The organism is Corynebacterium appendicis CIP 107643 (genome assembly GCF_030408415.1).
Taxonomy (GTDB): domain Bacteria; phylum Actinomycetota; class Actinomycetes; order Mycobacteriales; family Mycobacteriaceae; genus Corynebacterium; species Corynebacterium appendicis.
Genome location: NZ_CP046976.1, coordinates 23819 through 48029 on the forward strand (window position 1 = coordinate 23819; position 24211 = coordinate 48029).

At 64.8% G+C, this 24211-nt stretch carries 21 protein-coding genes, 1 tRNA gene and 2 pseudogenes; 8 read left to right on the top strand and 16 right to left on the bottom strand.

The features are described from left to right. Window positions 1-138: 138 nt before the first annotated feature. The 3 genes from CAPP_RS00130 to CAPP_RS00140 are packed head-to-tail and all read right to left on the bottom strand — an operon-like array spanning window position 139 to window position 1994. Window positions 139-393, bottom strand: a complete 255-nt coding sequence (locus tag CAPP_RS00130) for a helix-turn-helix domain-containing protein (RefSeq protein ID WP_200803244.1) — start codon at window positions 391-393, stop codon at window positions 139-141. Continuing rightward, window positions 390-1262 (bottom strand): replication initiation protein, encoded by an 873-nt coding sequence (locus CAPP_RS00135; protein WP_076598238.1) that lies wholly within the window; start codon window positions 1260-1262, stop codon window positions 390-392. The genes CAPP_RS00130 and CAPP_RS00135 overlap by 4 nt, the downstream gene beginning before the upstream one ends. A 30-nt stretch (window positions 1263-1292) precedes the next feature. After that, window positions 1293-1994, bottom strand: coding sequence for a hypothetical protein (locus tag CAPP_RS00140; protein ID WP_076598237.1), 702 nt, complete (start codon window positions 1992-1994; stop codon window positions 1293-1295). A 31-nt stretch (window positions 1995-2025) separates the two neighbouring features. Between CAPP_RS00140 and CAPP_RS00145 the strand changes: the two genes are divergently transcribed. After that, a complete protein-coding gene (locus tag CAPP_RS00145; protein WP_200803251.1) occupies window positions 2026-2538 on the top strand; it encodes a TetR/AcrR family transcriptional regulator in 513 nt (170 codons plus the stop codon). A gap of 9 nt (window positions 2539-2547) precedes the next feature. Here CAPP_RS00145 and CAPP_RS00150 read toward each other — a convergent pair whose 3' ends face one another. Further along, window positions 2548-3249, bottom strand: a complete 702-nt coding sequence (locus CAPP_RS00150; protein WP_076598236.1) for a hypothetical protein — start codon at window positions 3247-3249, stop codon at window positions 2548-2550. A 408-nt stretch (window positions 3250-3657) separates the two neighbouring features. On the opposite strand from CAPP_RS00150, the gene CAPP_RS00155 reads away from it, so the two are divergent. Continuing rightward, window positions 3658-4626, top strand: coding sequence for a methylenetetrahydrofolate reductase (locus CAPP_RS00155; RefSeq protein ID WP_076598235.1), 969 nt, complete (start codon window positions 3658-3660; stop codon window positions 4624-4626). A gap of 19 nt (window positions 4627-4645) precedes the next feature. After that, window positions 4646-6901 (top strand): 5-methyltetrahydropteroyltriglutamate--homocysteine S-methyltransferase, encoded by a 2256-nt coding sequence (metE, locus tag CAPP_RS00160; RefSeq protein ID WP_076598234.1) that lies wholly within the window; start codon window positions 4646-4648, stop codon window positions 6899-6901. A 272-nt stretch (window positions 6902-7173) separates the two neighbouring features. On the opposite strand, the gene CAPP_RS00165 is transcribed toward metE, so the two are convergent. The 4 genes and pseudogenes from CAPP_RS00165 to CAPP_RS00180 form a co-directional block, all read right to left on the bottom strand. Next, window positions 7174-7563, bottom strand: coding sequence for a CoA transferase (locus CAPP_RS00165; protein ID WP_076598233.1), 390 nt, complete (start codon window positions 7561-7563; stop codon window positions 7174-7176). A gap of 206 nt (window positions 7564-7769) precedes the next feature. Further along, window positions 7770-8456 (bottom strand): methionine ABC transporter permease, encoded by a 687-nt coding sequence (locus CAPP_RS00170; RefSeq protein ID WP_076598232.1) that lies wholly within the window; start codon window positions 8454-8456, stop codon window positions 7770-7772. Window positions 8457-8517: 61 nt separating this feature from the next. Continuing rightward, window positions 8518-9273: pseudogene (locus CAPP_RS00175) on the bottom strand (methionine ABC transporter ATP-binding protein); the annotation flags it as partial. A 14-nt stretch (window positions 9274-9287) separates the two neighbouring features. Further along, window positions 9288-10115 (bottom strand): MetQ/NlpA family ABC transporter substrate-binding protein, encoded by an 828-nt coding sequence (locus CAPP_RS00180; protein WP_076598230.1) that lies wholly within the window; start codon window positions 10113-10115, stop codon window positions 9288-9290. Window positions 10116-10250: 135 nt separating this feature from the next. Between CAPP_RS00180 and CAPP_RS00185 the strand changes: the two genes are divergently transcribed. Genes CAPP_RS00185 through CAPP_RS00195 form a run of 3 tightly spaced genes read left to right on the top strand, consistent with a single transcriptional unit; the run spans window position 10251 to window position 12865 of the window. After that, window positions 10251-10775: a peptidylprolyl isomerase gene (locus CAPP_RS00185; protein WP_076598354.1), complete on the top strand. Its 525-nt coding sequence runs from the start codon at window positions 10251-10253 to the stop codon at window positions 10773-10775. Continuing rightward, window positions 10776-11423: a rhomboid family intramembrane serine protease gene (locus tag CAPP_RS00190; protein ID WP_076598229.1), complete on the top strand. Its 648-nt coding sequence runs from the start codon at window positions 10776-10778 to the stop codon at window positions 11421-11423. Between the two features lie 47 nt (window positions 11424-11470). Further along, the gene (locus CAPP_RS00195; protein ID WP_076598228.1) at window positions 11471-12865 is read left to right on the top strand and encodes an NAD-dependent succinate-semialdehyde dehydrogenase; all 1395 of its coding nucleotides are present in this window, start codon (window positions 11471-11473) and stop codon (window positions 12863-12865) included. Between the two features lie 426 nt (window positions 12866-13291). Here the strand turns inward: CAPP_RS00195 and crgA are convergent, their stop codons facing one another. The 8 genes from crgA to CAPP_RS00235 all read right to left on the bottom strand — a co-directional run bounded on the left by crgA (window position 13292) and on the right by CAPP_RS00235 (window position 22530). Then, window positions 13292-13570: a cell division protein CrgA gene (crgA, locus tag CAPP_RS00200; protein ID WP_076598227.1), complete on the bottom strand. Its 279-nt coding sequence runs from the start codon at window positions 13568-13570 to the stop codon at window positions 13292-13294. Window positions 13571-13729: 159 nt separating this feature from the next. Continuing rightward, window positions 13730-15649 carry a Stk1 family PASTA domain-containing Ser/Thr kinase gene (gene pknB, locus CAPP_RS00205; RefSeq protein ID WP_076598226.1) on the bottom strand — a complete coding sequence of 640 codons (1920 nt, stop codon included), beginning with the start codon at window positions 15647-15649 and terminating at the stop codon, window positions 13730-13732. Between the two features lie 21 nt (window positions 15650-15670). Further along, complete coding sequence (locus CAPP_RS00210; protein WP_076598225.1) at window positions 15671-17107, bottom strand: serine/threonine-protein kinase; 1437 nt, start codon at window positions 17105-17107, stop codon at window positions 15671-15673. Beyond that, the gene (locus tag CAPP_RS00215) at window positions 17107-18582 is read right to left on the bottom strand and encodes a penicillin-binding transpeptidase domain-containing protein (RefSeq protein WP_076598224.1); all 1476 of its coding nucleotides are present in this window, start codon (window positions 18580-18582) and stop codon (window positions 17107-17109) included. Before CAPP_RS00215 ends, CAPP_RS00210 begins: the two co-directional genes overlap by 1 nt. After that, a complete protein-coding gene (locus tag CAPP_RS00220; RefSeq protein WP_076598223.1) occupies window positions 18583-19914 on the bottom strand; it encodes an FtsW/RodA/SpoVE family cell cycle protein in 1332 nt (443 codons plus the stop codon). Further along, window positions 19915-21246 carry a PP2C family protein-serine/threonine phosphatase gene (locus CAPP_RS00225; protein WP_076598222.1) on the bottom strand — a complete coding sequence of 444 codons (1332 nt, stop codon included), beginning with the start codon at window positions 21244-21246 and terminating at the stop codon, window positions 19915-19917. After that, window positions 21243-21698, bottom strand: a complete 456-nt coding sequence (locus tag CAPP_RS00230) for an FHA domain-containing protein FhaB/FipA (RefSeq protein WP_076598221.1) — start codon at window positions 21696-21698, stop codon at window positions 21243-21245. Before CAPP_RS00230 ends, CAPP_RS00225 begins: the two co-directional genes overlap by 4 nt. A gap of 16 nt (window positions 21699-21714) precedes the next feature. Further along, window positions 21715-22530, bottom strand: a complete 816-nt coding sequence (locus tag CAPP_RS00235; RefSeq protein WP_076598220.1) for an FHA domain-containing protein — start codon at window positions 22528-22530, stop codon at window positions 21715-21717. A gap of 160 nt (window positions 22531-22690) precedes the next feature. Between CAPP_RS00235 and CAPP_RS00240 the strand changes: the two genes are divergently transcribed. Together CAPP_RS00240 and CAPP_RS00245 are read left to right on the top strand one after the other, a co-directional pair. Then, window positions 22691-22774, top strand: a tRNA-Leu gene (locus CAPP_RS00240). 67 nt (window positions 22775-22841) lie between these two features. Then, window positions 22842-24086, top strand: a pseudogene (locus CAPP_RS00245) (glutaminase); the annotation flags it as partial. Window positions 24087-24211 lie beyond the last annotated feature (125 nt).

A 24211-nucleotide genomic window follows, 5' to 3' on the forward strand; every position in this document is an offset into this window, starting at 1 on the left:
CAGCAACACACCTATTGCAGATCATCTGACGCCGGTAAAAGCCCTCGATCCCCACGCCCGTTCGCGAGCGCCAGACGCTCGCTTTTCTACCGATTCAATTTTGATCCTCGGTACATTGGCAGTAAACATGCCCGCTGGTCAGACGGTGCGGTCCTCATGGACATAGCGGTGGACGAGACCCACTGAACATCCGACTTCTTCGGCGATGGAGCGCATGCTCTTGCCCTGGCTGCGAAGCTCTCGGATCCGCTCGCGTCTTTCGTCGGCGCGGGCGAGGTATTTCTTCCGTGGTTCGGAAGTCCAAGAGATAATCGTGCTTTTTGACAGCCCCGTCATTTCAGCCACTTCACGCACGGTTCGGCCATTGCGGGGGATTCGTTCGAGCTGGTTCACTTCAACACCTCCGAAAGTTGAGTACGCGCAGCATTGCGCTTCTCCCGCCGTTTCTCGCCCGACTTCTTGCCGCCCTTGGTTCCTCGGGCGGTCTGCTGTGCCCGGAATCCTTCTTCGGTGATGTGTTGGGCGGTCCACTTGGCGATGGAGCGGGCGATGGAGCGAACTTCATTCAGGGGTAGCGGCCCGCCTGCCTCGGGAGCCATGCCGCCGTTGAGATCGAGCAGGTGGGAGATCATTGCGCGGTAGAGCGGGTCAGCCCCGGGCCAGCCCATCTGTTTGTACAGGCTATAGGCGGTAGTCCTTCCACTGTGGAAGAGTGAACAGTTTCGTCCCAGGTCAGCGCGCGTGTTTTCCGGTTTTCTCGGCAGCTGACGGGGCATGGCCGGGGTGGGCATTTCGTGCAGGCCGTAGAGGTGGTCAGTCCCCCAGATCACCTCGCCTGCGATCAGGCCAGGGTAGATCGGGTTGCGGGTGATGAAGCCGCTGTAGGCGGGGTCAGCGCCCAGGGAACGGCACAGCCCTTCCTGGACGCGGGCGAGGTAGCGCAGGGGCTTTTCGTGGGCGGCTTCGGTACGGGTGACCGGATCCGCCAGCCACCAACCGACATGCGCCCCGTGGGCGGTCTCGATGATCCAGGAAGGGTCAGGGTGGTCGTGCGGGCGCTCCAGGGCGTCCATGACGGCGCTGGGACGATCGATATCCATGACGACAGCCGAGACCATGGCTCGGGGATTGGCTTGGATGAAGCGACGCTTGAGCGCTGTCTGCCCGTACTCGCGGCGGACCTGTTTGGTGTCGCCCGCGTAGGCACTCACGCCCTCCAGGCCCCATCTCTCGCGCCAGTCGTCGGCGTCCATCATCGTCATGAGCTCACACTCGCATGACTCGGTGGGCGGTCAAGGGATTTCTTTCGGCGTGTTCAAAGTTACCAACGACAGGCCCTGGCCGAAGGTCGTCAGGTCGTCGCCGGTGTTCTGCAGGCACACAGGCGCGCCGGCCACGTCGGACGCCTCGTCGAGGTTACTGCCCTTGAAGCTGGGCACCTGCTCGGAGCCCTCGGTGATTTTCAGGGCCAGTTCGCCGGAACCGTCGTCGAGCTGGACCAGGCCGTCGTTAAGCTCGTCCATGCCAACGACGAGCTGCTCGGAGCCGTCGGCGAGCTGGGTGGTGCCGTCGGCGAGCGTTCGTGCGCCGACGACGAGCTTGGATGTGCCGTCGGTGAGGCGCGTGGTACCCGCGACGAGCTGACCCGAGCCGTCGTGCAGCAGGTGCAGGGCGTCAGAGAGACGCTCCGCGCCGTCGGCCGCGTCGTTGATGCCGGTGACGAACTGGGCGGCCGGGTTATTCAGCTCGTCCGCGAGTTTGGCCGCGCCGTCGCGCAATTCGTTGAGCTGGTCGATCGTGGCCGGGTCCAGCGCAGTGTCGATCATCTGCTGAGTCTCCGGGTCGACCACGGAGATGCCCGCCTCGTCCTGGATCTGGCGCAGGCGGTCCACCAGGTCGCGTGCCGCGGGGCCGCCGACATTCTCCAGATCCGAAATAGCCTGGTCGATCGAGGAGTTGAGGCGGTCGTTCGCCGCCTGGATCTCCTCCAGCACGACACCGGAATCTTTAGTTACGTTAGAAAGTGTGGCGGCGCGCGCCGGCGTCGGCATCGCCACCTTGTACCGCAATTTTCCCACCCGTTCCGATCTCGACGTCGCCTGCGGCTTACGCCTGCCGCGCATCTTGGGGGAGAGGATCGAGCAAACACGCAGGCTTATCGACGCCGACCCCACAACCCACTGGGACCACTTCGTCTGGGGCCTCCTCGACTACGGAGTCGGGCCTTTGGTCAACGCCATCACCGCCGAACACTGGCACGACAATCCTGAACTGTCCGCAAAGCGAGAAGAGACCATCGAGGCCTTCCAATCACTTCTGGACAAGGCTGCCCCCGCCGGTCTCGTGCCGCAGGAGCTTAGCCCCCTCGACTTCGCCGCGGAGGTCTTCGTGGTCACCCGACCCCTCGACGGCAAGCTCGTCCAGCACGCCCCCGATGTTCAGCGACGCCTCCTCGGCCGACTGCTCACCGCCTGGCGGCGCCAAAGCGAACGCGAACTGGCTGGTCTTCCTGGAGCTGTTTGCAGCTCCGAGGCGTAGGGCTGAGTTCTAGCGCTGGTCGGCGCCGCCACGCTGATCGTCGTCAAGCGTGTCCAGCGTGGACAGCTGCTCGTCGATGGAGCTCAGCAGCTCCTCGTCGCGCTCGGCCGGCTCCTCGCTCAGCGGGCCGTGGTCGTTCGTGTTGGGGGTGCTGCTTGCGTTGGTCGCATTCACCGTGGTCACGCGCGTCGAACCCTTTGTCGGCGGCTGTGTGCGCTGGACGGTCGGCGGGGCCGGCTGCTTCGGCGCGGTGCCCTTCTTGGCCTTTGTGGAGGCGGTGGGGGAGTCCGAGCCGAAGATGAAAAAATAGACGGCGCCGGCAGCGGCGGCGAGCAGGGCCAGGATCAGTGCACTGAGCGCGATGCCGCCCTTCTTCTTGTTCTTGGCGGCCTTCTGCCGCTTCTTCAGAGCCTTCTCCAGCTCCTTCTTCTCCTTCTTGTCCAGTTGCTCGGCGTCAAACAGCGCGCGGCGGCGGTCCAGGCGGGCGTGGGCGGCGCGCGTGACGTCGCCTGCCTTCAGGCGGGCTTCGCTGAAGTTCGAGGTGTCCTCTTCCTCGGCGTTGGTGCCGTTTCCGTCCTCGCCGTCGCCGCCGCGCGCCATGATGCGGACGGCTTCGTACACGTCGCGCTGCTGCTCGTTATTCAGCTCGCGGAATCGGTTGAACAGGGTGCCGGCCACCTTGGAGGCGACGCGGATATTGCGGAGATTCATGGTGCGTTCAGGCCTTTCTTGTCGGGTCCAGGTCGGTTCCGTGCAGGTCCATGCAGGGCTTCGTGCCACCCACAGTAGTGAAGTGAGCGCGTGCTGGCGCGGGGTTTCCGGTGGCATCGGGGCGCGGCTCACCGCTTTGTCCGTCGCCGCTCGCCAAAAGTGGACAGCTCGGTTCATTTTCTCCGAATTTTTCGGCTTTATATTCATTCTGTGAACCGTTTTGAGCTGCATTAATACTCCACGAAGCGGTGTCGGTCATTGATCGTTCAAACGCGCCCTGGTTACATTCCAACCAGTTTCCAAGTGCTGAGCCCAGCCAGCCGGACAGCGACGAGTCTGATGATTCTGACGACTCCGAAGCTCCCCGGCACACGATCACTGAACCGACGAGACGAAAGGACTCCTTCGTTGACTGAAGGACACTTTTCGTCGAGGCTGTCGGCGTCTGCGCCCTTGGACCACCTCGACGAAGCACCCGAAGACGGTGCCCGCCGCGCTGTGAAGCGGCAGCAGAGGACCGCTCTGAGCTTCGAGCTCATCCCGCCCCGCCACGACGCGGACGAAGCGAAGCTGAAAGATCTCATCACCGGCCTGATCGCCTACAAGCCGGACTATTTCGCCGTGACCAGCTCCCGCCGTTCCGGCTGGCTGCAGGGCACCGCGGACTTCATCGCGCGACTGAGCGAGTGCACCAACCTGCCCACTATCGCGCACTTGGCGTGCACCGCCGGACCCGTCGATGAGCTGGCAGACTGGATCCGCACCCTCATCGACTCCGGCGTACGCGGCTTCCTCGCCCTGCGCGGCGACCTCCCGGAGGGGGAGACCAGCCTGCCGGAGGGCTACCTCCAGTACGCCACCGAGCTTCTCACCCTCATCCGCGAGATCGAGGACGAGAACGCTTTCCGCCTCGCTGCGGGCAAGCTCGCCCTGTCCGTGGCGTGCTACCCGTCCGGCCACGCTGAATCGCCCACGCCGGACCTGGACTTGGACGTGTTGCTGTCCAAGCAGCGGCTCGGCGCAGATTTCGCCATCACGCAGCTGTTCTTCGAGGCGGAGGACTACCTGCGCTTCGCGGAGCAGTCGCGGATGGCGGGCGTGCGCATTCCCCTGATCCCCGGCATCATGCCTATGACGAGCCTGAAGCGGGCCCAGCGCATGGGCGTGCTGTCGGGGATCGAGGTGCCGCAGCGTGTCGCCGATAAGCTCTCGGCGGCGAGCGACCCCGACGAGGAATACGAGGTGGGCATGCAGCTCACCGCGGAACTCGCCGGCAAGCTTCTCGACGCCGGCGTCGGCGGCCTGCACATCTACACCCACAACAATCTGGCGGTGACGCAAGACCTGCTGTCGCGGCTCGGAATAGAACCGAAATAACAAACCTCAAGGAGAAACTGTGAGTACTTTCCCCAAGGCCACGATCGAGGGCTACCCGCGCATCGGCGCGAACCGCGAGCTCAAGCGTGCGCTGGAGTCCTACTGGGCCGGCCGCATCGACGCCGAGACCTTCCGCAGCACCACCCGTGCCCTGCGGATTGACACCTACAACCACCTCCGCGACCTCGGCCTGACCGAGGACTACGCCATCCCGGCGGATGTCGCGTACTACGACCAGGTGCTCGAGACCGGCCTGACCGTCGGCCTCATCGCCGGCGGCACCGACCTCGACGAGGAATTCGCGCTCGCCCGCGGCAACGACACCCGCGTGCCGCTCGAGATGACCAAGTGGTTCGACACCAACTACCACTACCTCGTGCCCGAGGTCGAGGCCGGCCAGGACATCACCCCGGCGCCGGAACGCATCGTTCGCCTGGTCGAGGAAGCACGCGAGGCTGGCCACGCGGTCCGCCCGGCACTCGTCGGCCCGGTCACCCTGCTCGCCCTGTCCAAGCCGGTCGAGTGGTCCCTGCTGGATAAGCTTGTCGACGCTTACGCGACCGTCTTCGCCGCCCTCAAGGACGCCGGTGTGGAGTGGGTCCAGGTCGCTGAGCCGGCACTGGTCGCCGACCTGTCCACCCCGGACGCTGAGCTGGCCAAGTACACCGAGCAGGCATGGTCCAAGCTCCTGGGCGCCGAGAACCGCCCGAACGTGTACGTGACCACCCCGTACGGCTCCGCGCGCGAGGGCCTGAACGCCCTGGCTAAGGTCGCTCCGGAGGCCGTCCACGTCGACCTGTCTCCGTGGACTCTCGATGCCGATGCCGAGTACCCGGCACGCGTCGCCGCCGCCTTCGACGGCAAGGACACCACCCTGGTCGCCGGCCTCATCGACGGCCGCAACGTCTGGGCCGCCAACCTGCGCGAGAAGGTCGAGGTGCTGAACAAGCTCGGCACCGCCGACGCACCGCACGTGTCCACCTCCACCTCCCTGCAGCACGTGCCGCACACCCTGAACGCTGAGAAGAACATCCCGGTCGACGTTGCACCGTGGCTCTCCTTTGCTGATGAGAAGATCGAGGAGATCACGGCCCTCGTCGCTGGTGAGGAGAACGCACCGGAGGCCTTCGGCCGTTCCGACCGCGCCGTGCGCACCCGTGCCGAGTCCACCCGCATCCACAACTCCGCTGTCACCGACCGCGTCGCCGCACTGCCGGTGGGCGCTGTTCAGCGCCAGCCGGAATTCGCCGAGCGCCAGGAAGCTCAGAAGGAGCTCGGCCTGCCGCAGCTGCCGACCACCACGATCGGTTCCTTCCCGCAGACCACCGAGATCCGCAAGGCTCGAGCCGACCACCGCAACGGCGAACTCACCGACGAGCAGTACAACGAGGCGCTCAAGACCGAGATCAAGCAGGTCATCGAGCTGCAGGAGCGCCTCGGCCTCGACGTGCTCGTTCACGGCGAGCCGGAGCGCAACGACATGGTCCAGTACTTCGCCGAGCTTCTCGACGGCTTCGTCGTCACCGAGAACGGCTGGGTCCAGTCCTACGGCTCCCGCTGCACCCGTCCGCCGATCGTCGTCGGCGACGTCTCCCGCCCGGAGGCCATGACCACCGAGTGGTCCGCCTACGCGCAGTCCCTGTCCAACAAGCCGGTCAAGGGCATGCTCACCGGCCCGGTCACCATCCTGGCCTGGTCCTTCAAGCGTGACGACGTCCCGCTGTCCGTCTCCGCCGACCAGATCGGTGTGGCGCTGGCCGACGAGGTCGCCGACCTGGAGAAGACCGGCATCAAGGTCATCCAGATCGACGAGCCGGCTCTCCGCGAGCTCCTCCCGCTGCGTGCCGACGACCGCCCGGCCTACCTCGACTGGGCCGTCCGCGCCTTCCGCCTCGTGGCCCTGGAGGCCCAGCCGACCACGCAGATCCACACCCACCTCTGCTACTCGGAGTTCGGCCAGATCATCGACGCCGTCGCCGGCCTGGATGCCGACGTCACCTCCATCGAGGCCGCACGCTCCAAGATGGAGCTGCTCGAGGACATCGACGAGACCTTCCACGCAGAGATCGGCCCGGGTGTCTACGACATTCACTCCCCGCGCGTGCCGTCCAAGGAAGAGATGGCCGAGCTCATCAAGGCCGCCCTGGAGAACGTCCCCGCCGACCGCCTCTGGGTCAACCCGGACTGCGGCCTGAAGACGCGCGGCTACGCCGAGGTCGAACCGGCCTTGGCCAACATGGTCGCCGCCCGCGACGAGGTCACCGAAAGCCTCTAAGGTTTCGAAGGCTTCTAAAGCTCACACACCCTCGAAACGACTAACCCCCGCCAACCATGTGGATGGTTGCCGGGGGTTTCGTCGACAGGCGAGTGCTCTGGCCCGAGCTGGTGGGTGCCCAGTTGCGAGATGCAGATCCAACTAGCTGGATTTGGAGGGGCCCGGGGCACCGCCGGGGGGGGGAGGCCGAGGCACCGCTAGGGAAGGGGGAGAGCCGGTCGTTCCGTGGATCTCGATTGAATCTTGCCGCGCGCCGGCCGCAAAACCCCTGGTCAGTTTTGGTTGCTATAGCAACGATGCAATCTAGATCCAGCGGCTGTGCCGAGCCCTACGCGAACGCGCCGATGCCGGTCATCTTCTGGCCGAGGATTAGGGTGTCCATCTCGTCGGTACGCACGAATTAGAGATTTGTGGCATGGCGGATGGGGGGAGTAGTCGTGGGTGACTCCGCTGCTGCTGAGAGGACGTCGATGAACGCGTAGCCTGCTTTTCGTGGCGGGCCGTCGGGCGAACCCGAAATTGTCGATCGGCACGTCTGCCCGGCCGATGATCGCGTACGCCGTGTCCAGGTCGTCCGAGTCCTTCAAGTTGAGCTTGATGAGAGTCTTGTTGCGTTTGATGGACAAGTAGTGGGTGCCATCATCGCCGCGCTTCGGCGGCACCCACCCGTGGGTGTCATCGCCATTCGGCCCGGCGGGCGCTCACGAAAAGTCTGCGACGACGACGCCTTTTGTACTGAGGTGCTGGTGGATCTAGATTGACCGGTTGTCAGCTCAAGCAAAACTGACCTGGGGATTTGTGGCCGGGGCTGGGGCAGTCTGGAATCTAGATCCACTAGATCCTCGACTCCTTAGCTATGACTACCTCTCTACGCCCGCGCGCGGCGGGCGAGCGTGTTGCCCACGGACTGGATGGCCTGGACGATGATGATCAGGAGAACCACCGTCGTGAGCATCGCGATGGAGTCGAACTGCTGGTAGCCGTAGGAGATGGCCAGGTCGCCGACACCGCCGCCGCCGATCGTGCCGGCCATGGCTGTGGCGGAGATGAGGCCGATCGTCGCCGTGGTGACGGCGAGGATGATGGAGGACTTCGCCTCCGGCAGGAGGAAGTACCTGATGGTCTGGAACAAGCTGGCGCCCATGGAGTCGGCGGCCTCGGTGATGCCGGGGTTGACCTCCAGCAGGGACTGCTCGATCAGGCGGGCGATGAACGGGGCGATGTACAAGGTCAGCGGGACAAGCGCCGCGGTGGTGCCGATGGCGGTTCCCGCGATCACGCGGGTGAACGGCGAAATAGCCACCAGCAGGATGATGAACGGCAGCGAACGGATGATGTTCACGACCACGTTGAGAACGCTGTAGACGACCTTGTTGGGCTTCAAGCCGCCCGGCCGGGTGATCACGAAGGCAAGCGCCAGCGGGATGCCCAGCAATGCGCCGAGGAACAGGGAAATCCCCACCATGTAGAGGGTCTCGCCGAAGGAGTCGATGTACATCTCCGGTGTGACACGGGAGCCGGTGGTGTCGCGCCACCACGAGTTGAGCTGGTTCATGCTGTTACACCTCGCTGTTCTTCACCAGTGCGCGGGAGAGGGCCTCGCGCGCGGCAGCATCGAGTTCGGGCGGGATCACGGTGTCCACGAATTTCTGGGTCAGTTCGTGCTGCGGGTTCGCGAACACCTTCGCTACCGGGCCGGATTCCACGAGACGGCCCTCGGAGAGCACCGCCACATTGTCGGCCAACCGCGCAATCACGTCGATCTGGTGGGTGATGATCAAAATCGTCACGCCCAGTTCTTCGTTGATATTGCGGAGCAGATCGAGGATCTGGCTGGTGGTGATGGGGTCGAGGGCGGAGGTGGGCTCGTCGCAAAGCAGCATTGTGGGATCCGTGACGAGAGCGCGGGCGATGCCCACGCGCTGACGCTGGCCGCCGGAGAGCTGCCGCGGCTTGTGCTGGGCGCGGTCGGTGAGGCCGACCAGCTCAAGCACCTCGGCGGTACGGCGTTCGATCTCGCTCTTCGGCGTCTTGGTCAGCTTCAACGGGGTGGCCACGTTTTCCGCGACCGTCTTCGTTTCCAAGAGGTTGACGCTCTGGAAGACCATGGCGACTTTCCGGCGGAGCTCGCGCAGCTCGGACGTGCTCAAGGAGGCCGGCTGCTGTCCGTGCACGGTGACGGTGCCGGAGCTTGGGGTCTCCAACCCGTTCACCATCCGGATCAGCGTTGATTTGCCAGCGCCCGAGGTGCCCACGACACCGGTGACACTGCCTTCGGGGACAGTGAAACTGATGTCGTCGAGGGCCGCGAAGGAACTATCCCGCGTCGGGAACACCTTGCCAACATGGTCGAATACGACAGCGTCAGTCATGGAAAACAGCCCACTTACTTCAGGGAATCGGGCAGGAACCAGTAGTCGTTCTCGTTCTGGGAGTCGAAGTACTCCTTGAACTCGTCAGAACGATACGCGTCTGCGACAGCCTTCGCCCACGGAGCGTCCTTCTTGTCCTCGGTGGTGACCGCGACGAGGATCAGCTCAGGGCGCAGCTCCTCCTGGAAGAGCTGCAGGTTCGGGTCGAGCTTGGCGGAGTAGCTCATCGAACCCGGAATGACTGCCCAGTCGAGATCGGGCAGGGAGCGGGACAGGTTCGCGGAGTCCATCGGCTTGATCTCGAGGTTGTGCGGGTTCTCGGCGATGTCCGATTCGGCCAGCAGTGCCTCGTCGGCGTCGTCGCGGAGGGTGATCCAGCCAGCGTCGACAAGCACGTGGAGTGCGCGCGACTTATTCGAGCCGTCGAGCGGGATGCCGACAGTCTGGCCGTCAGCGACCTCGTCCAAGGACTTGTGCTTCTCCGAGTACAGGCCCGCCGGTACCGTCGGAACCTCGGTGATGGAGGTGAGGTTCGCGCCCTTCTCCTCGTTGAACACGTTCATCCACGCGGTGTGCTGCTCGACGTTGAGGTCGGCGGAGCCCTCCGCGAGAGCTGTATCGGCCTGGGTGAGGTCGGTGAAGTTCTGTACGTCGACCGTGTAGCCCTCTTCCTCGAGGATGGGGGCGACGCCTTCCTGGAAGAGCTCGGAGTACGGGCCCGGGGAGGTGGCGACGCGGATGGTCGTGTCGTCGCCCCCGTCGTTGCTCTCGCTGGAGCCGCATGCGGTGAGGCCGAGAACGAGGGAGCCAGCTGCTACGGCGGCCGCGATCTTCTTGAACATTCTAAGGTCCTTTCACGTTTCTAAAAATGCTGTAGTTGAATGTTAATACTAAACCGTCCGGTATGCCTAAACAAGACAGGTCAGTCTAGCCTGGTGCTGGCGCGGGCGCCCGCCCCGACGCGTATCCTGGACCGCATGACTCAGAAGACTCAGACCATCACCTTCCACACCAACCACGGCGACATCGTCGTCGACCTGTTCGGCAACCACGCCCCGAACACCGTCGAGGTCATCACCGGCCTTGCCAAGGGCACCCAGGAGTACTCCACGAAGAACGCGTCCGGCTCGACCGAGGGCCCGTTCTACGACGGCGCGATCTTCCACCGCATCATCCCGGGCTTCATGATTCAGGGCGGCGACCCGACCGGCACTGGCACCGGCGGCCCGGGCTTCCAGTTCGCCGACGAGTTCCACCCGGAGCTCCAGTTCGACCGCCCGTACCTGCTGGCTATGGCTAACGCCGGCCCGGGCACCAACGGTTCCCAGTTCTTCATCACCGTCGCGCAGACTCCGCACCTGAACAACCGCCACACCATTTTCGGCGAGGTCACCGACGAGGCATCGCGCAAGGTCGTCGACGAGATCGCGAACGTGCAGACCGGCCGTATGGACCGCCCGGTCGAGGACGTCGTGATCAACTCCGTCACGGTGTCCGATTAATTGAACCGCGTCCTCTACGGCGCCCCCGCCACGGCGACCATCGCGTCGCTGTGCGTGGGGGCGTTCCTCGTCGCGGCGTTCCAAGCACATTCGCTTATGGACGTCATCTGGTCCTCTCCGACCGGCACCTCCACCGTCTTGTGGGGCCCTTTCGTCGCGAGTGAACCCAACGGCCTGTTCCGGGCTGTGACCTCCGGGTTCATGCACCTGGACATCACCCACCTGGCGGTGAATGTGCTCATGCTCGTCGTGGTCGGTGCCGCAGTGGAGCGCGCTGTCGGGACCGGCCCGTTCGTGCTTGCCTACATCGCCGGCGTGCTCGGTGGGTCAGCGGCCGTGCTGATCTTCGACTTCGACCAGCCCACCGCCGGTGCTTCCGGTGCGCTGTACGCCGTGATGGCGCTGCTCGTCGCCGTCGCCGCCCGCAGTAACGCTGATCTGCGCGCCCCGCTCGTGCTGGTCGGCGGAAACCTGGTGTTCACCCTGATCACGCCAAATGTGAGCCTGTGGGGCCACCTCGGAGGACTCCTTGCTGGTGCTCTCATGGCTGCCCCACTCACCTCGGATAAGATGCGCGTCCGGTGGGGAGGAGCCGCGGCGGCAGTGGCGGTCGCCGCTGCGGCGACCACCGTTCCTCTCTGGGCATAAATAAAAATTTATAGCGTGCTGCCCGCAACGTCCGTACCGTGGGGTACATGCCAAAGAAATTTCGAGTACAGAATCCGAAAACAAACGAGATTGTCGAAAGCTTTGACTTCATCACCGACGACGAGTTAGAGCAGGCGCTCGCCACGGCGGACGAAACGTTCAAGCAGTGGCGTGAGAAGAGCTTCGAGGAGCGAGCCGAGGTGCTCCACAAGGTGGCATCGCTTTTCGACGAGCAGCGTGACGAGCTCTCCCGCATCATTGCTGAGGAAATGGGCAAGTCCGTGACTGAGGGCGACGGCGAGGTCGACGATGTCGTCGATATCTTCAATTACTACGCCGCTAACGGCGCCGAGTTCGGTGCCGACGAGGAGATCCCGAACGACCAGGGTGGCACCTCCGTCATGCGCAAGGTTCCGCTCGGGGTCATCGTGGGTGTCATGCCGTGGAACTTCCCCTACTACCAGGTCGCTCGCTTCGCGGCACCGGCGATCATGGCCGGCAACGTGGTGATGGTCAAGCACGCGGAGATCTGTCCGCGCTCCGCCGCGGCGATCGAGAAGATCTTCGATCAAGCCGGGGCACCGAAGGGGTTGTACACGAACATGTACGCTCAGCATTCGCAGATCTCCACCATGATCGAGGACGACCGCGTTCAGGGTGTTTCCCTGACGGGCTCCGAGACCGCTGGCCGCTCCATCGCATCCCAGGCAGGGCAGGCACTGAAGAAGTGCGTGCTGGAGCTCGGCGGCACCGACGCATACCTGGTGCTGGACTCCAACGATGTGAAGGCCGCGGCGAAGACTGCGTGGGAAAAGCGCGTCGGCAACACCGGCCAGGCATGCACGGCGAACAAGCGCATCATCGTCATGGAGGACATTTACGACGAGTTTGTCGAGGCACTGGTGGACCTTGCCTCCGGGTACACCGAGGGCGACCCGCTCAACCCGGGCGAGGGCAAGGAGTTCTACCCGTTGTCCTCCCGCGACGCCGCTGAGATGCTCGCTCAGCAGCTGAAGATAGCTGTCGAGGAAGGCGCCAACCTACGCATCGGCGGTGACGTCACCGGCAAGGGCGCCTACATCACCCCGGCAGTGATCACCGACATCCCGGTTGGTTCGGGCTCCTTCTACGAGGAGTTCTTTGGCCCGGTGGCCGAGGTATACAAGGCCTCTTCTGAGGAGGAAGCCATCGAGCTGGCCAACGACTCCCGCTACGGCCTCGGTGGCGCCGTGATGTCCGAGGACGAGGAGCGCGCCAAGAAGGTGGCCGCGAAGATCGACACCGGCATGATCCACGTGAACATCCCGCAGGCTCGCGGTGCGGAGCTGCCGTTCGGCGGCGTGAAAGCATCCGGCTTGGGTCGCGAGCTCGGTCCGCTGGGCATGGATGAGTTTGTGAACAAGCAGCGTTACTACGTCGCTGGTTCCGACTCCAAGGTCTAAGAGTTTCCAGGCTTTCAGCCTCGGGTCGCCCACCTCATTGCGGTGTGGTGGCCCGGGGTTTTTGTGCGTGCGGACGTGCGCGTCTGGTTCCACACCAGCTGCAACGAAGTTATCCACAGGGTGTGGAAGAACTTGTGCATAAGTCACTTCTGCACCACCTTTCACAAGCTGTGGAAAAGCGTCATTCACCGCTGTGAACAGTACTTTTCACAAAGATTGACCGAGGTTGTGCACAGGTCTGTGGAAACTCTCCTGCGGGTGTAGCGCTGGGGATAGTTGGGGATAACTACGTGAACAACACGCCGTGATTTCCACACGTTCCACAACACGCAGGGTGGGGGGCAGCTGGGTCGGGAGGACATAAAAAAGCCAGCGCCCGCAATGGTGCGGAGCGCTGGTGCGTCTAGCTGGCGGGGGCTGGGGGGCTTAACGCCAGCCCATTGTCATGAGCAGACCGATGACCAGGCCGCCGAAGCCGATCGCGTAGTTCCACGGGCCGATCTCGTTCATGAACGGGATCTGCGGGCCAGCGAGGTAGTTGACCACGAGCCAGAGCAGTCCGACGATCATGAAGCCGAACATGAGGATCTTGTACCAGAGCGGGGTGCCGCCGGTGTTGATCTTCACCGGGGTGCGGGTGGTGCCGGTGGAGGTGGTGGTCGACGTTGTGCTGACGGTGTCCTTAGTGACCTTAGCCTTAGGCATGTTGCACGTCCTTCATCGTGTGCTCCTCCGCGTGATTCGGACGACGCCTGGCTGGCGGCGTGGGGGAGCGGAATTTTCAACGGTTTCTTCTGTGCGGTGACTTTACCAGCAGGCACGCGAGGCTCCTAGGCGGAACTTGCGCGCCGGGCGACTGGAGCGCTAGGGGGCGGGCAGGAAACTCTCCACGCCCTCGCGCAGGGCGTTTTTCCAGATATCGACGGTGATGTCGGCATCCTTGCGGATCTCCTCGCCCTCGGCGGGGCGGTGGCCGGCGACGAGACCATGGTCGTTGAGGTCCGGGGTGTCCACCGAATGGCCGGTTTTCAGATTGCCGGTCCAGCCCTCCTTGCGCAGGGTCGCTTCGGCCTGCTGCGGGTTCTGGCGGACGAGCTTCGGCATCGTCATCAGCATGCCGTTGGAAACGCGCAATTCAATGGTGGTGCCGCGGTCGACTTCCTCGCCCTGGCCGGCGACAGCGAGGACTTCGTCCTTCGGCTTCAAGGAATCAACCTCGACAGTGGTGGACTCCAGCCCCAGCGAGGACAAAACGGACTCGGCCTGGCTGACATTCATGCCCTCCAGGGACGGCACTTTGACCTTCTCGCGGCCGTTGGATACGGTCACGCTCACCTTCGACCCCTTCGACAACTGGGAGCCGGCGGCGGGCTGCTGAGACATGATCACGCCTTCGGGAACAGTGTCGGAGTGCTCGCGCTTGATGTCGTCGTCAAGCTTCAGCCCGGCTTTTTCGAGCTCGGCGGCGGCGTCCTGCGGGCTCAAGTTGCTCACATCTGGAACGTCGGTGACTTCGCGGCCCGACGACACAGTGACCGTGATCGGCGTGCCCTTCTGCAGCTGCGAACCCTCGGTCGGATTCGTGCTGAGCACCTCGCCGCGTGGTACATCCGGGTGCGGAGCCTCGTTCACCGTGACCAGTAAGCCCAGTTTCTCCAGCTCTTGGACAGCCTCCTCGCGCTTCTTGCCCACGACCTTCGGGACGAAGACCATGTCGTTGGCCGCCTCCTCCTCGGGGTCGTTGCGCACCTTGTTGAACGCGAACGCGCCGCCGCCGAGCAGCATGACCGCCGCCATCAAAATGGCGAGAATCTTCATGCCCGTGTTGCCGGTCTTCTGCGTCTTCTGGCGGTGCTGCTCGTAGCGGCTTTGCTCGGCGACGGGCGCAGCATCGTCAGGGAGCTCCGTTTCGTCGAGGTGGCTGCGGGCAGCCTCCGTGACCGCGCCGTGCTCGAGGCGTTCCAGGTCGTCCGCCATCTCCAAAGCGGACTGGTAGCGGTCCGCCGGGTGCTTCGCCATCGCCGTGAGAATCACCGAGTCGACATTGACCGCCTCCGATTCCGAAAGATCCGCGATGCGCGCGCTCGGCGGCTCCGGATCCTCCTGGACATGCTGGTACGCCACCGCGAACGGCGTTTCACCTTCGAACGGCGGGGTGCCCGTGACCACCTCGTACATCACGCAGCCCAGCGCGTAGATGTCGCTGCGGGCGTCGGCGCTCTTGCCGCGAGCTTGCTCCGGGGACAGGTACTGGGCCGTGCCGATCACCGCGGACGTCTGCGTCATCGCCGCCGTCGAATCATCCAGCGCACGCGCGATGCCGAAGTCCATCACCTTCACTTCGCCGGTGCTGGTGACCATGATGTTCGCCGGCTTCACATCGCGGTGAATGATCCCCGACTCGTGGCTGGCTTCCAGCGCCAACGTCACCGGGAACAGCAGCTCCGCCGCCTTCTCCGGACGCAGAGGACCTTCTTCGCGCACGATCGCGCGCAGATCGCGGCCTTTGATGTGCTCCATGACGATGTACGGGATCGAAATGCCCTCGACGAGGGTTTCGCCCGTGTCGTACACGGCGACGATATTCGGATGGTTCAGCCGCGCCGAGTTCTGCGCCTCTTTGCGGAACCGCTGCCTGAAGTTCTCGTCGCGGGCCATGTCGATCTTGAGCATCTTGACCGCCACTTCGCGGCCGAGAAGGGTGTCCGTGGCCACGTATACGTCGGACATGCCGCCGGTGCCGATGGAATTACCGAGCTGGTAACGATCGCCGATGAGAGTCATGTGTCGATGGTCCTTAGTGGTCTACGGATTGGGGAGGCCCGGAAGGTCCAGTCCTGGGAGAGGGTCGTCGTCAGACGGCGGCTGCTGCGTCTCCGGGGGTTCCGTCGGCTGCTGCGTGGGGCGCGTCGGCTGCTGCGTGGGGCGTGTCGGCTGCTCCTGCGTCGGTTCTGGCTGCTCCCTGGTCGGCCGCTCGGGTTCCGGCGAATTGTACAGGGTCGACGGCGAGGATTGTGTCTGGCGGTCACGCGATGACGCCGTTTCTTCCGCGGAGCGGGTCTCGGTGACGGTCTCCGTCGGGGGAGAAGACTCGGGCGCCGTGGTGGTCGTCGCCGGGGTGGTGGTCTCCTTGCCGCCGCCGGTCAGATCGTCGAAGAGGCCGGAGGTGTAGGCCCACACGGCGGCGGCTCCGAAGAGCAAGACCAGCAGGGCTACGAGCACGCCAGTGCCGAAGCCGCCGCTGCCGGATTTCTTCTTCTCGGGAGCGGGGCGCGGCTCCTGCAGCGGGGCCTCCGGATGCAAGGTGGTCGCCTCGGTGACGGAAGCGAGCTGCGCAGTGGATTCCTGCGGGGTCGGTTCTACGGGCACGGCGCGCGTGGCGGTGGTGACCGGGCGCTTGCCTTCGCGGGCGTCGGCGATCGCGTGCTGGAATTCGGCGCCGTCGGTGAACCGGGTGTTCGGGTCCTTGCGCAGGGCGATGCCGATGAGCTCGCGAGTCGGGGCGGAAATCGAGGTGGACATCGGCGGGACTTCGCTGGACACGTGGGCCAGGGCGACCGAGACCGACGAATCGCCGGTGAACGGGCGTTGGCCGGTGAGCAGCTCGTAACCGACGACAGCCAGGGAGTACACGTCGGAGGCGGCGGTGACCTCGAGGCCTTGCGCCTGCTCCGGGGAGACGTACTGGGCGGTGCCGACGACCATGCCGGTGCGGGTGAGCGGAGCTGCGGCGGCGGCCTTGGCGATGCCGAAGTCAGTGATCTTCACCTTGCCGTTCTGCGTGATCATGAGGTTGCCCGGCTTGATGTCGCGGTGCACCAGGCCCAGCTGGTGAATCACGGACAGGCCGTGGGCGGCCTGCTCGAGCACGTCGAGCGCCATCGGCTCGTCGAGCTTTCCTTCGCGGGCGATGAGGTCCGCCAGGGACTCGCCGCGGATGTACTCCATGACGATGAAGCAGACGTTGAAGCCTTCGCGGGAGGGGATCTCGCGGTAGTCGTAGGTGGCCACGACGTTGGCGGAATTGATGCCCTTCGCGGCGTGGGCTTCGTTGCGGAAGCGGGTGAGGAATTCCTCGGTGCCGGAGAATTCGGGGCGCAGCACCTTGACGGCGACTTCGCGGTCGTTGGCGGGGTCGTCGGCAAGCCAGACGGTGGACATGCCGCCGTGCCCGATGATCCACTGGAGCTGGTAGTCGGGACCGATGAGCTCCTGGAGTTCAGCGCGATTGTCGGTGTGCATTACTCAGCGCCTCCTGCGGTGTTCGTCTCCTGCTTGTCCTTGTCGTCTTTCGCGGGTGCCGGGGCCGTGTTCAAGATGGTCCGGCCGACGGGTGCGGAGACCCGCCCCCCGGTGGCTCCCTGGCCGAGCCCGCCGCCGTCCTTGACCACGACAGCCACGGCGACGTCCTTATCGGGGTCGAACGCGACGTACCAGGTGTGCGGCGGGAGGTCCTCGCCGTGTTCGGCGGTGCCGGTCTTGGAGGCGAAGCCGTTGCCGTTGTAGCCGTAGGTGTTGCGCTCCGAGTTGAACATCAGGTCGGTGATGGTCTCGGCTTCTTCCTTGTTCAGCGCCTCGGCGGCCTGGCGGGGGCGGATCTCGCGGACGGTCTTCATCTGCGGGCTGACCACGCGGGAGACCACGTGGGGCTCCATGCGGCGGCCCTCGTTGGCGACGGTGGCGGCCATGACGGCGGCCTGCAGCGCGGTCATGGTGACGTCGCGCTGACCGATGGCGGACATGCCGACGGCTGCGAGGTCCTCGAGGTCGCCGAGGGAGCCAGCGGCATTCGGCAGGCCCAGGTCGTAGCGCTCGCCGACACCGAAGGCGGTGGAGACTTCACGCAGCGGCTCGTCGCCGATCTCGGTGGCCATCTGCACGAAAGCGGTGTTGCACGACAGGGCGAACGCGGTGCGCAGCGTGGTCGAGGAGCTGCCGCCGCAGGAGTTGCCACCGTAATTGGTCAGCTGCACTTCGGTGCCGGGCAGGGTGATCGCGGATTCGCCGGTCAGGGGTGAGTCGGGCGTGTAGCCGTTTTTCAGGCCGGCGGCGGTGGTGATGATCTTGAAGATCGAACCGGGCGGAAGCTGCTCCTGGGTGGCGTGGTTGAGAAGGGGCTGGCCGGCGGCGTCGTTAAGCTGCTGCCATGTTTCTTCGGCTGTGTCGTCGTTGACGACGGCATTCGGGTCGTACGACGGGCTCGAGGCCATGGCGAGCACTTCGCCTGTCGACGGACGCAGCGCCACCACCGCGCCCTTGTAGCCGCGGCTTTCCAGCTGGTCGTAGGCGGCGGCCTGAGTCTTCGGGTCGAGGGTCAGCTCGACGGAGTCGCCGACGCGGCCGTCCTTGCTGGTGCGCAGGAAGCGGTTGCCCTTCGCGCTCGACTCGCCGTTGAGGTCGGCGTTGAAGCCGGACTCGATGCCGGCTGCGCCGTAGCGGTCGGACAGGTAGCCGACGACCGGGGCGAAGGAATACGGCATATTCGGGTAGCTGCGGGCGTAAAAACCGTCGCCGACCGGAGTGGACTCGGCGAGGATCTGGCCGCCGGCGTTGATCTGGCCGCGCTCGACCTTCTTGGCTTCGACGAAGTTTCGGGCGTTGAGCGGGTTGCGCGCGTAGTCCTCCTCATGGAAGCCCTGCACCCAGGTGAAATTCGCGAGCAGCAGGACGGTGAGCAGGATGGAGCCGAAAGCGCCCCAGCGTATCGACGTATTCATCTAGCGCACCCCCACGAGTTCAGGCTGGCTGGCGCCCTCGGTGTCCTCGACTGGACGGTTAGCGTTGTTGGAGATGCGCAGCAGCAGGCCGAGCAGGATGTAGTTCGCCATGATGGCGGAACCGCCCGCGGACATGAACGGCGTGGTCAGACCCGTCATGGGCAGCATCGCGGAGACGCCGCCGGCGACGACGAAGATCTGCACGGCGAGCGTCAGCGACAGGCCCGACGCGACGAGCTTGCCGTAAGTGTCGCGCACGGCGAGCGCGGTGCGGAACCCGCGGGTGATCAAGACAGCGAAGATGATGAGCACCGCCGCCAGCCCAACGAGGCCGAGTTCCTCGCCGATGGCGGCGAGAATGTAGTCGGCGTGCGCGACGGGCACCATCTGCGGGTGTCCGAAACCCAGGCCGGTGCCTGTGATGCCGCCCCAGCTCAGACCGAACAGGGCCTGGGAGGGCTGGTAGCCCGTGGTGTCGTAGTTGGCCAGCGGGTCGAGGAAATTGGCCACGCGGTCCTGGATCTTCGAAGAGACCTTGTACACCGCGAGGCCGCCGACGGCGACCAGGCCCAGCCCGATGACGAGCCAGCTTGTGCGTCCGGTGGCGAAGTAGACCATGCCCAGCACGGTGGCGAAGAGCAGCAGCGCGGGGCCGAAGTCGTTGGACACGCCCATGATCACGATTGCGATGGCCCACACCATCAGGATCGGCGCGAGGTCGCGCAGGCGCGGGAACGTCATGCCGAGGAAGCGGTAGCCCGCCACTGTGAACAGGGAGCGCTTCTGCGCCAGAAGCTGGGCGAAGAAGAGCAGCAGGAGGATCTTCGAGAATTCGCCGGGCTGGATCGAAAACGGCCCGAGCCAGATCCAGATGCGCGCTTCAGCGTCGGGCGGCTGCGGCCACACGAGCGGGAGTGCGAGCAGGATGAGCCCGAGAAGCCCAAGCAGGTACGAGTAGCGGGTGAGTTCCCGGTGGTCGCGCACGATAAGCAGAGTGGCCACGAGGAACAAGATTCCCACCAGGGACCACATCATCTGGCGCGGGGCGAGCCCGAAATCCGTCTCGAGGTCGAGGCGGTAGATCATCACCAGGCCGATCGCGTTAAGCGTCGCGGCCAGCGGCAGCATCACCTGGTCGGCGTGCGGCGCGGCGTAGCACATGGCCACGTGCGCGATCGCGTAGACGCCGATGAACCCACCGACGAGCCACAGCATGTCCACCGTCAGCGCGTTGCCCTGCGACAGTTCCAGCCCAACGAGCATGAGCAGCAGCAGGGCTGCCGAGAGCACGAGCAGGAAGAGTTCGCGGCCGCGGGAGAAGAGCTGGCGCATCTACTTCACCTCCCGGCAGTTGCCGTCGTCGGTGGAGTCGACGCAGGCGGGCAGGGCTTCGTCGGCAAGCGAATTGAGCTGGTCCGTGACCTCCGCGTACGACCCGCTGCCGAGGTTGTCGACGCGGCTCTGCGTCGATTCAGGCAGGTCGCGCACAGCGAAGACATGGCAGTCGTCCGGCACGTCGCCAATTCCGACGAGGCGAATTTGGTTGTCGTTGTTGATGCACACCTGCTGGACGGGTTCGTGCATGTCACGGCCGAAAATGGTGGCGTCCATGCCTTGCTCGATGACGAATTCTTCGCGGTCGTTGACGGCCACGAAATACGTGTCGCCGCGCGCGGAATCGAACCACCACAGCCCACCGAGCGCCGCCAGCGCGAGCGCGAGAACGCCGATCACCCACGGCCACGCGGAGCGGCGCCGGTGATCATCCTCGTCGTCGGACGCGGGCTCCTCTTTCTTGCTTATCGACGACTCCCCCTTGTCCCTTTTCGCCCCCATCAGCTTCGCAGCGCGGCCCGCAGCGGTGTCCGGGTGCGTCGGCTCTTCGCCGGTGATCAGGGCGCCGGCTATGGCGGGAGCGGTGGGAAGCTCGGGGCTGTCCGCGTCGTCCGTGTCGACGACATCGGCGACGACGACCGTGACATTGTCCGGTCCGCCGGAGCGCAGCGCCAGCTCGATGAGGCGCGCGGCCGCTTCCTCTGGGGTGCCCTCCGCGAGGGTCGCTTCCATCGTGGAGTGGGTGACCGGGTCCGACAGCCCGTCGGAACACAGCATGAAGCGGTCGCCCGCCTTGACCGGCAGCAGCTCCAGGTACGGCTCGACCGGCCGGCCCGTGTAGGCCTTCAGGATGAGCGATTTCTGCGGGTGGGAAGAAACGTCCTCCGGCTGCAGCTTGCCGTCGTTGACTAGGGACTGGACGAAAGTGTCGTCTTCGGTGATCTGTGTCAACTCACCGTCGCGGAGGCGGTAGCCGCGGGAATCGCCGACGTGGATGAGCCCCATGTTCTCGCCGTCGAACATCAGCGCGGTGAGCGTGGTGCCCATGCCGTCCTGCTCTGGGTGCTCGGAGATGGAGTCGGAGATGGACGCGTTCGCGTCGTCGGCGGCCGCGCCGAGCAGCGCCAACGTGTCGGCGTCTGCCGGCTCGCGGTCGAGGTGCTCCATGTGCTCGACCATCAACTGGGAGGCGATTTCGCCCGCGGCGTGGCCGCCCATGCCGTCTGCGAGCAGCAGCAGGTGCGGGCCCGCGTAGGCAGAGTCCTCGTTGTTGTCGCGCACCAGCCCCCGGTCGGAGGCCGTGTGGAAGTTGAGCTTCAGGTTCGTCATGGCATCAACCTCACAATCGTGCGCCCCATTTTGATGTCGGTACCCACCTGGACGCGCTCAGGTTGGTCAATGCGGATTCCGCCGACAAACGTGCCGTTTCGCGAATCCAAGTCTTCCACGAACCAGTCGGATCCGCGGCGGAATAGGCGGGCGTGGCGCGAAGAAGCGAAATCGTCGCCCAGAACGAAATCGTTGTCGTCAGCTCGGCCCAGCGAGAGGTCCTCCACCGTGGAAATATTCATGTGGGAGCCGCGCAGCGGGCCCTCCACCACGACGACCTCGTGCGCCTTCTCGCGGCGCGTCGACGCCGGCACGGGTGCTCCACCGCTGCGGCGCTGCGCCACCTCCGCGGACTTGATGTCGCGGCGCTGCACAGCCAGCACCACGAAGATGAACAGCCACAGAAGAATGAGGAGGCCGAAGCGCGCTCCGAGCATCAGTGCAGAATCCATGAGTCAGCTAGCCCCCTTACTGTTCGGCCTGCCCAGCAGGGTAGGGGCGCGGGCCCGCGATGCGCACCTCGATATTCGAGTGACCCACCGTGATCACGTCGCCGTCGGCGAGCTCCCAGTTCTCCACCGGCTGGTCGTTGACAGTGGTTCCGTTCGTGGACTGCAGGTCCACAAGAAACGCCGTGGTGCCGTCCCAGATGATCTCGGCGTGCTGGCGGGACACGCCTGTGTCCGGGAGGCGGAAATCGCAGTCGTTGGAGCGGCCGAGAATAGTCGAGCCCTCGTGCACCGGGTACGTGCGGGAGGTCCCGTCCAGCAGGAGCAGACTTACCGCGGCGCTGCCGTCGGGGGCACCGTGAGCGTCTGTCGCGTATGGCTGGTTCATGGCGTGCGCCTCCTGGTGGTGTGGGGAACGGTCGGGCAAAATCGCGTCGAACCCGCTATCGACGTCCGGCTCCTCGTCGACGTACGACGACACGCGCAGCTGCCCGGTCCGCAGACCTGACTCCTCCGCGACGCGCACGACGACAGGACCGTACAAGCCGATGTTCTGGTTGCGGATGAAACGGGTGAGCTGGCCTGCGAGGTTGGTGGGCAGGTCCGGGTCCTGCGACAAATTCTCCAAGTCCTTGCTGGACACTCCGATCGCGAACACGTTCGGCGTGATCAGCTCGTCGTACTCGTTGTTGAACAGTCCGTCGTGCATTTCCTGCTTCAGCAGCTCTTCCAGCTCCGCCGGAACAACGCGCCCGCCGAAAACAGCGGCGAAACCGTTATCCAGGCCGCGCTGCAACGAACTGTCCACTTTGGCCAACCGGTCCATCAGGCCCATCCGCCCACACCTCCTCTCAGCGTGCACTCCCAGCAGTAATGTTTCGACAGATAGTATAGGGTTCCAGGTTCCAACAACATAGCTGCAAAGCCGAAAACCGCTCTCTGCCAGTCAATTTGGAGTTTCCCGGAGTGCGCGTGCTATGTTTACTTAGTCGCCCGCCCGGGTGGCGGAATTGGCAGACGCGCTGGCTTCAGGTGCCAGTGTTCGCAAGAACGTGGGGGTTCAAGTCCCCCCCCGGGCACGAACGCAAGGCCCGTCGATAAGCGAAATGCTCCTATCGGCGGGCCTTTCGCTTTAGACTGGCGCGCATGCCGACTACCCCCATCCCCGGATATCTGAATGCCATCCTCGACGAGGTCCGCGATATCACCGACGGCGAGAACGCGGGCTATATCGAGACGCTGCGCAACGCCGACCCCGACAAGCTTGCACTCGCGCTGTGCACGCGCAGCGGCAACGTCTACTCGGTGGGGGACGACGACTACGAGTTCTCCATCCAGTCCATCTCCAAACCCTTCGTCTACGCCATCGCGCTCGACCAGGGCGGGGTGGAAAACGTCCACAGCGTCGTGGGCATGGAGCCGTCCGGCGAGGCATTCAACGAGCTGTCGCTCGATGACGACACGAAGCGCCCCACCAACCCCATGATCAACGCCGGCGCCATCGCCGTGAACCAACTCGTGGCCGGCACCGATGCCCCGGTCGAGGAGCGCTCCGCCATGGTCTTGGAAGTTTTCTCCAAGCTGGCGGGGCGCCAGCTGCGTTTCAACGAGGAGATCATTTCCGCTGAGCTCGACACCGCCGACCGAAATATGGCGCTCGCTCACATGCTGCGCGTCTACGGCATTATCGAAGACGATGTCGACGACGCTGTGACCAGTTATATCCGGCAGTGCTCCATCATGGTCACCGTTAAAGACCTGGCGGCCATGGCCGCAACGCTCGCGAACGGCGGCGTGCAGCCTGTCACCGGCGAAAAGGTGCTCAGCTCCGACGCCTGCCGTCTCACCCAGTCCGTCATGGCGTCCGCCGGAATGTACAACGGCTCCGGCAAGTGGATGAGCACCGTCGGCATCCCCGCCAAGTCCGGCGTGGCCGGCGGCCTGATCGGAACCCTGCCCGGCCAGCTCGGCGCCGCGTCGCTGTCTCCGCGCCTGAACGAGAAGGGCAATTCCGTCCGCGGCGTGGAGATCTTCCGCCGGATGTCCAAGTCGCTCGGCCTGCACATGATGGGCTCGCACTATTACTCCGCGCCGGGCATCCGGTCGGTGCGCCGGGAGGGCGAGACTCACGTCGTGCGACTGCAGGGCATGATCAACTTCACCGCCGCCGAGCAGATCCTGCACGAGCTCGTCGAGCGTGAACTCGTCGGCGACGAGCTTGTCTTGGATTTCTCCCACGTGACCTCGTTCAACCTGGCTGGCCGCCGCCTGATCAAGGAGGGCCTGCGCCAATTTCGCGAGGACGGCTTCGACGTCGCCGTCTACGACCCGGACAACGCCATGCCGGACTATGAGTTTTCCGACGGCACCACCGTCGAGTCCATCCAGGACTTTTCCGATTCCTTCACCGTTTCCGCCTCCAGCAAGGACGCGTACAGCGTCGTGTCGCAGCCGCAGGAGTGGTGGGAGGACGACGAGGCGGGCGAGTTCGACGCCGCCGAGTTCACCGTCGACCA

Bases quoted from the DNA above. Each gene is read 5' to 3' on its own strand.
- CAPP_RS00220 (WP_076598223.1), bottom strand. From the start codon at position 19,914: ATGCGCCAGCTCTTCTCCCGCGGCCGCGAACTCTTCCTGCTCGTGCTC.
- CAPP_RS00180 (WP_076598230.1), bottom strand. From the start codon at position 10,115: ATGTTCAAGAAGATCGCGGCCGCCGTAGCAGCTGGCTCCCTCGTTCTC.
- crgA (WP_076598227.1), bottom strand. From the start codon at position 13,570: ATGCCTAAGGCTAAGGTCACTAAGGACACCGTCAGCACAACGTCGACC.
- CAPP_RS00135 (WP_076598238.1), bottom strand. From the start codon at position 1,262: ATGACGATGATGGACGCCGACGACTGGCGCGAGAGATGGGGCCTGGAG.
- CAPP_RS00215 (WP_076598224.1), bottom strand. From the start codon at position 18,582: ATGAATACGTCGATACGCTGGGGCGCTTTCGGCTCCATCCTGCTCACC.
- CAPP_RS00225 (WP_076598222.1), bottom strand. From the start codon at position 21,246: ATGACGAACCTGAAGCTCAACTTCCACACGGCCTCCGACCGGGGGCTG.
- CAPP_RS00150 (WP_076598236.1), bottom strand. From the start codon at position 3,249: ATGAATCTCCGCAATATCCGCGTCGCCTCCAAGGTGGCCGGCACCCTG.
- CAPP_RS00170 (WP_076598232.1), bottom strand. From the start codon at position 8,456: ATGAACCAGCTCAACTCGTGGTGGCGCGACACCACCGGCTCCCGTGTC.
- CAPP_RS00185 (WP_076598354.1), top strand. From the start codon at position 10,251: ATGACTCAGAAGACTCAGACCATCACCTTCCACACCAACCACGGCGAC.
- CAPP_RS00210 (WP_076598225.1), bottom strand. From the start codon at position 17,107: ATGCACACCGACAATCGCGCTGAACTCCAGGAGCTCATCGGTCCCGAC.
- CAPP_RS00230 (WP_076598221.1), bottom strand. From the start codon at position 21,698: ATGGATTCTGCACTGATGCTCGGAGCGCGCTTCGGCCTCCTCATTCTT.
- CAPP_RS00195 (WP_076598228.1), top strand. From the start codon at position 11,471: ATGCCAAAGAAATTTCGAGTACAGAATCCGAAAACAAACGAGATTGTC.
- pknB (WP_076598226.1), bottom strand. From the start codon at position 15,649: ATGACTCTCATCGGCGATCGTTACCAGCTCGGTAATTCCATCGGCACC.
- CAPP_RS00235 (WP_076598220.1), bottom strand. From the start codon at position 22,530: ATGGGCCTGATGGACCGGTTGGCCAAAGTGGACAGTTCGTTGCAGCGC.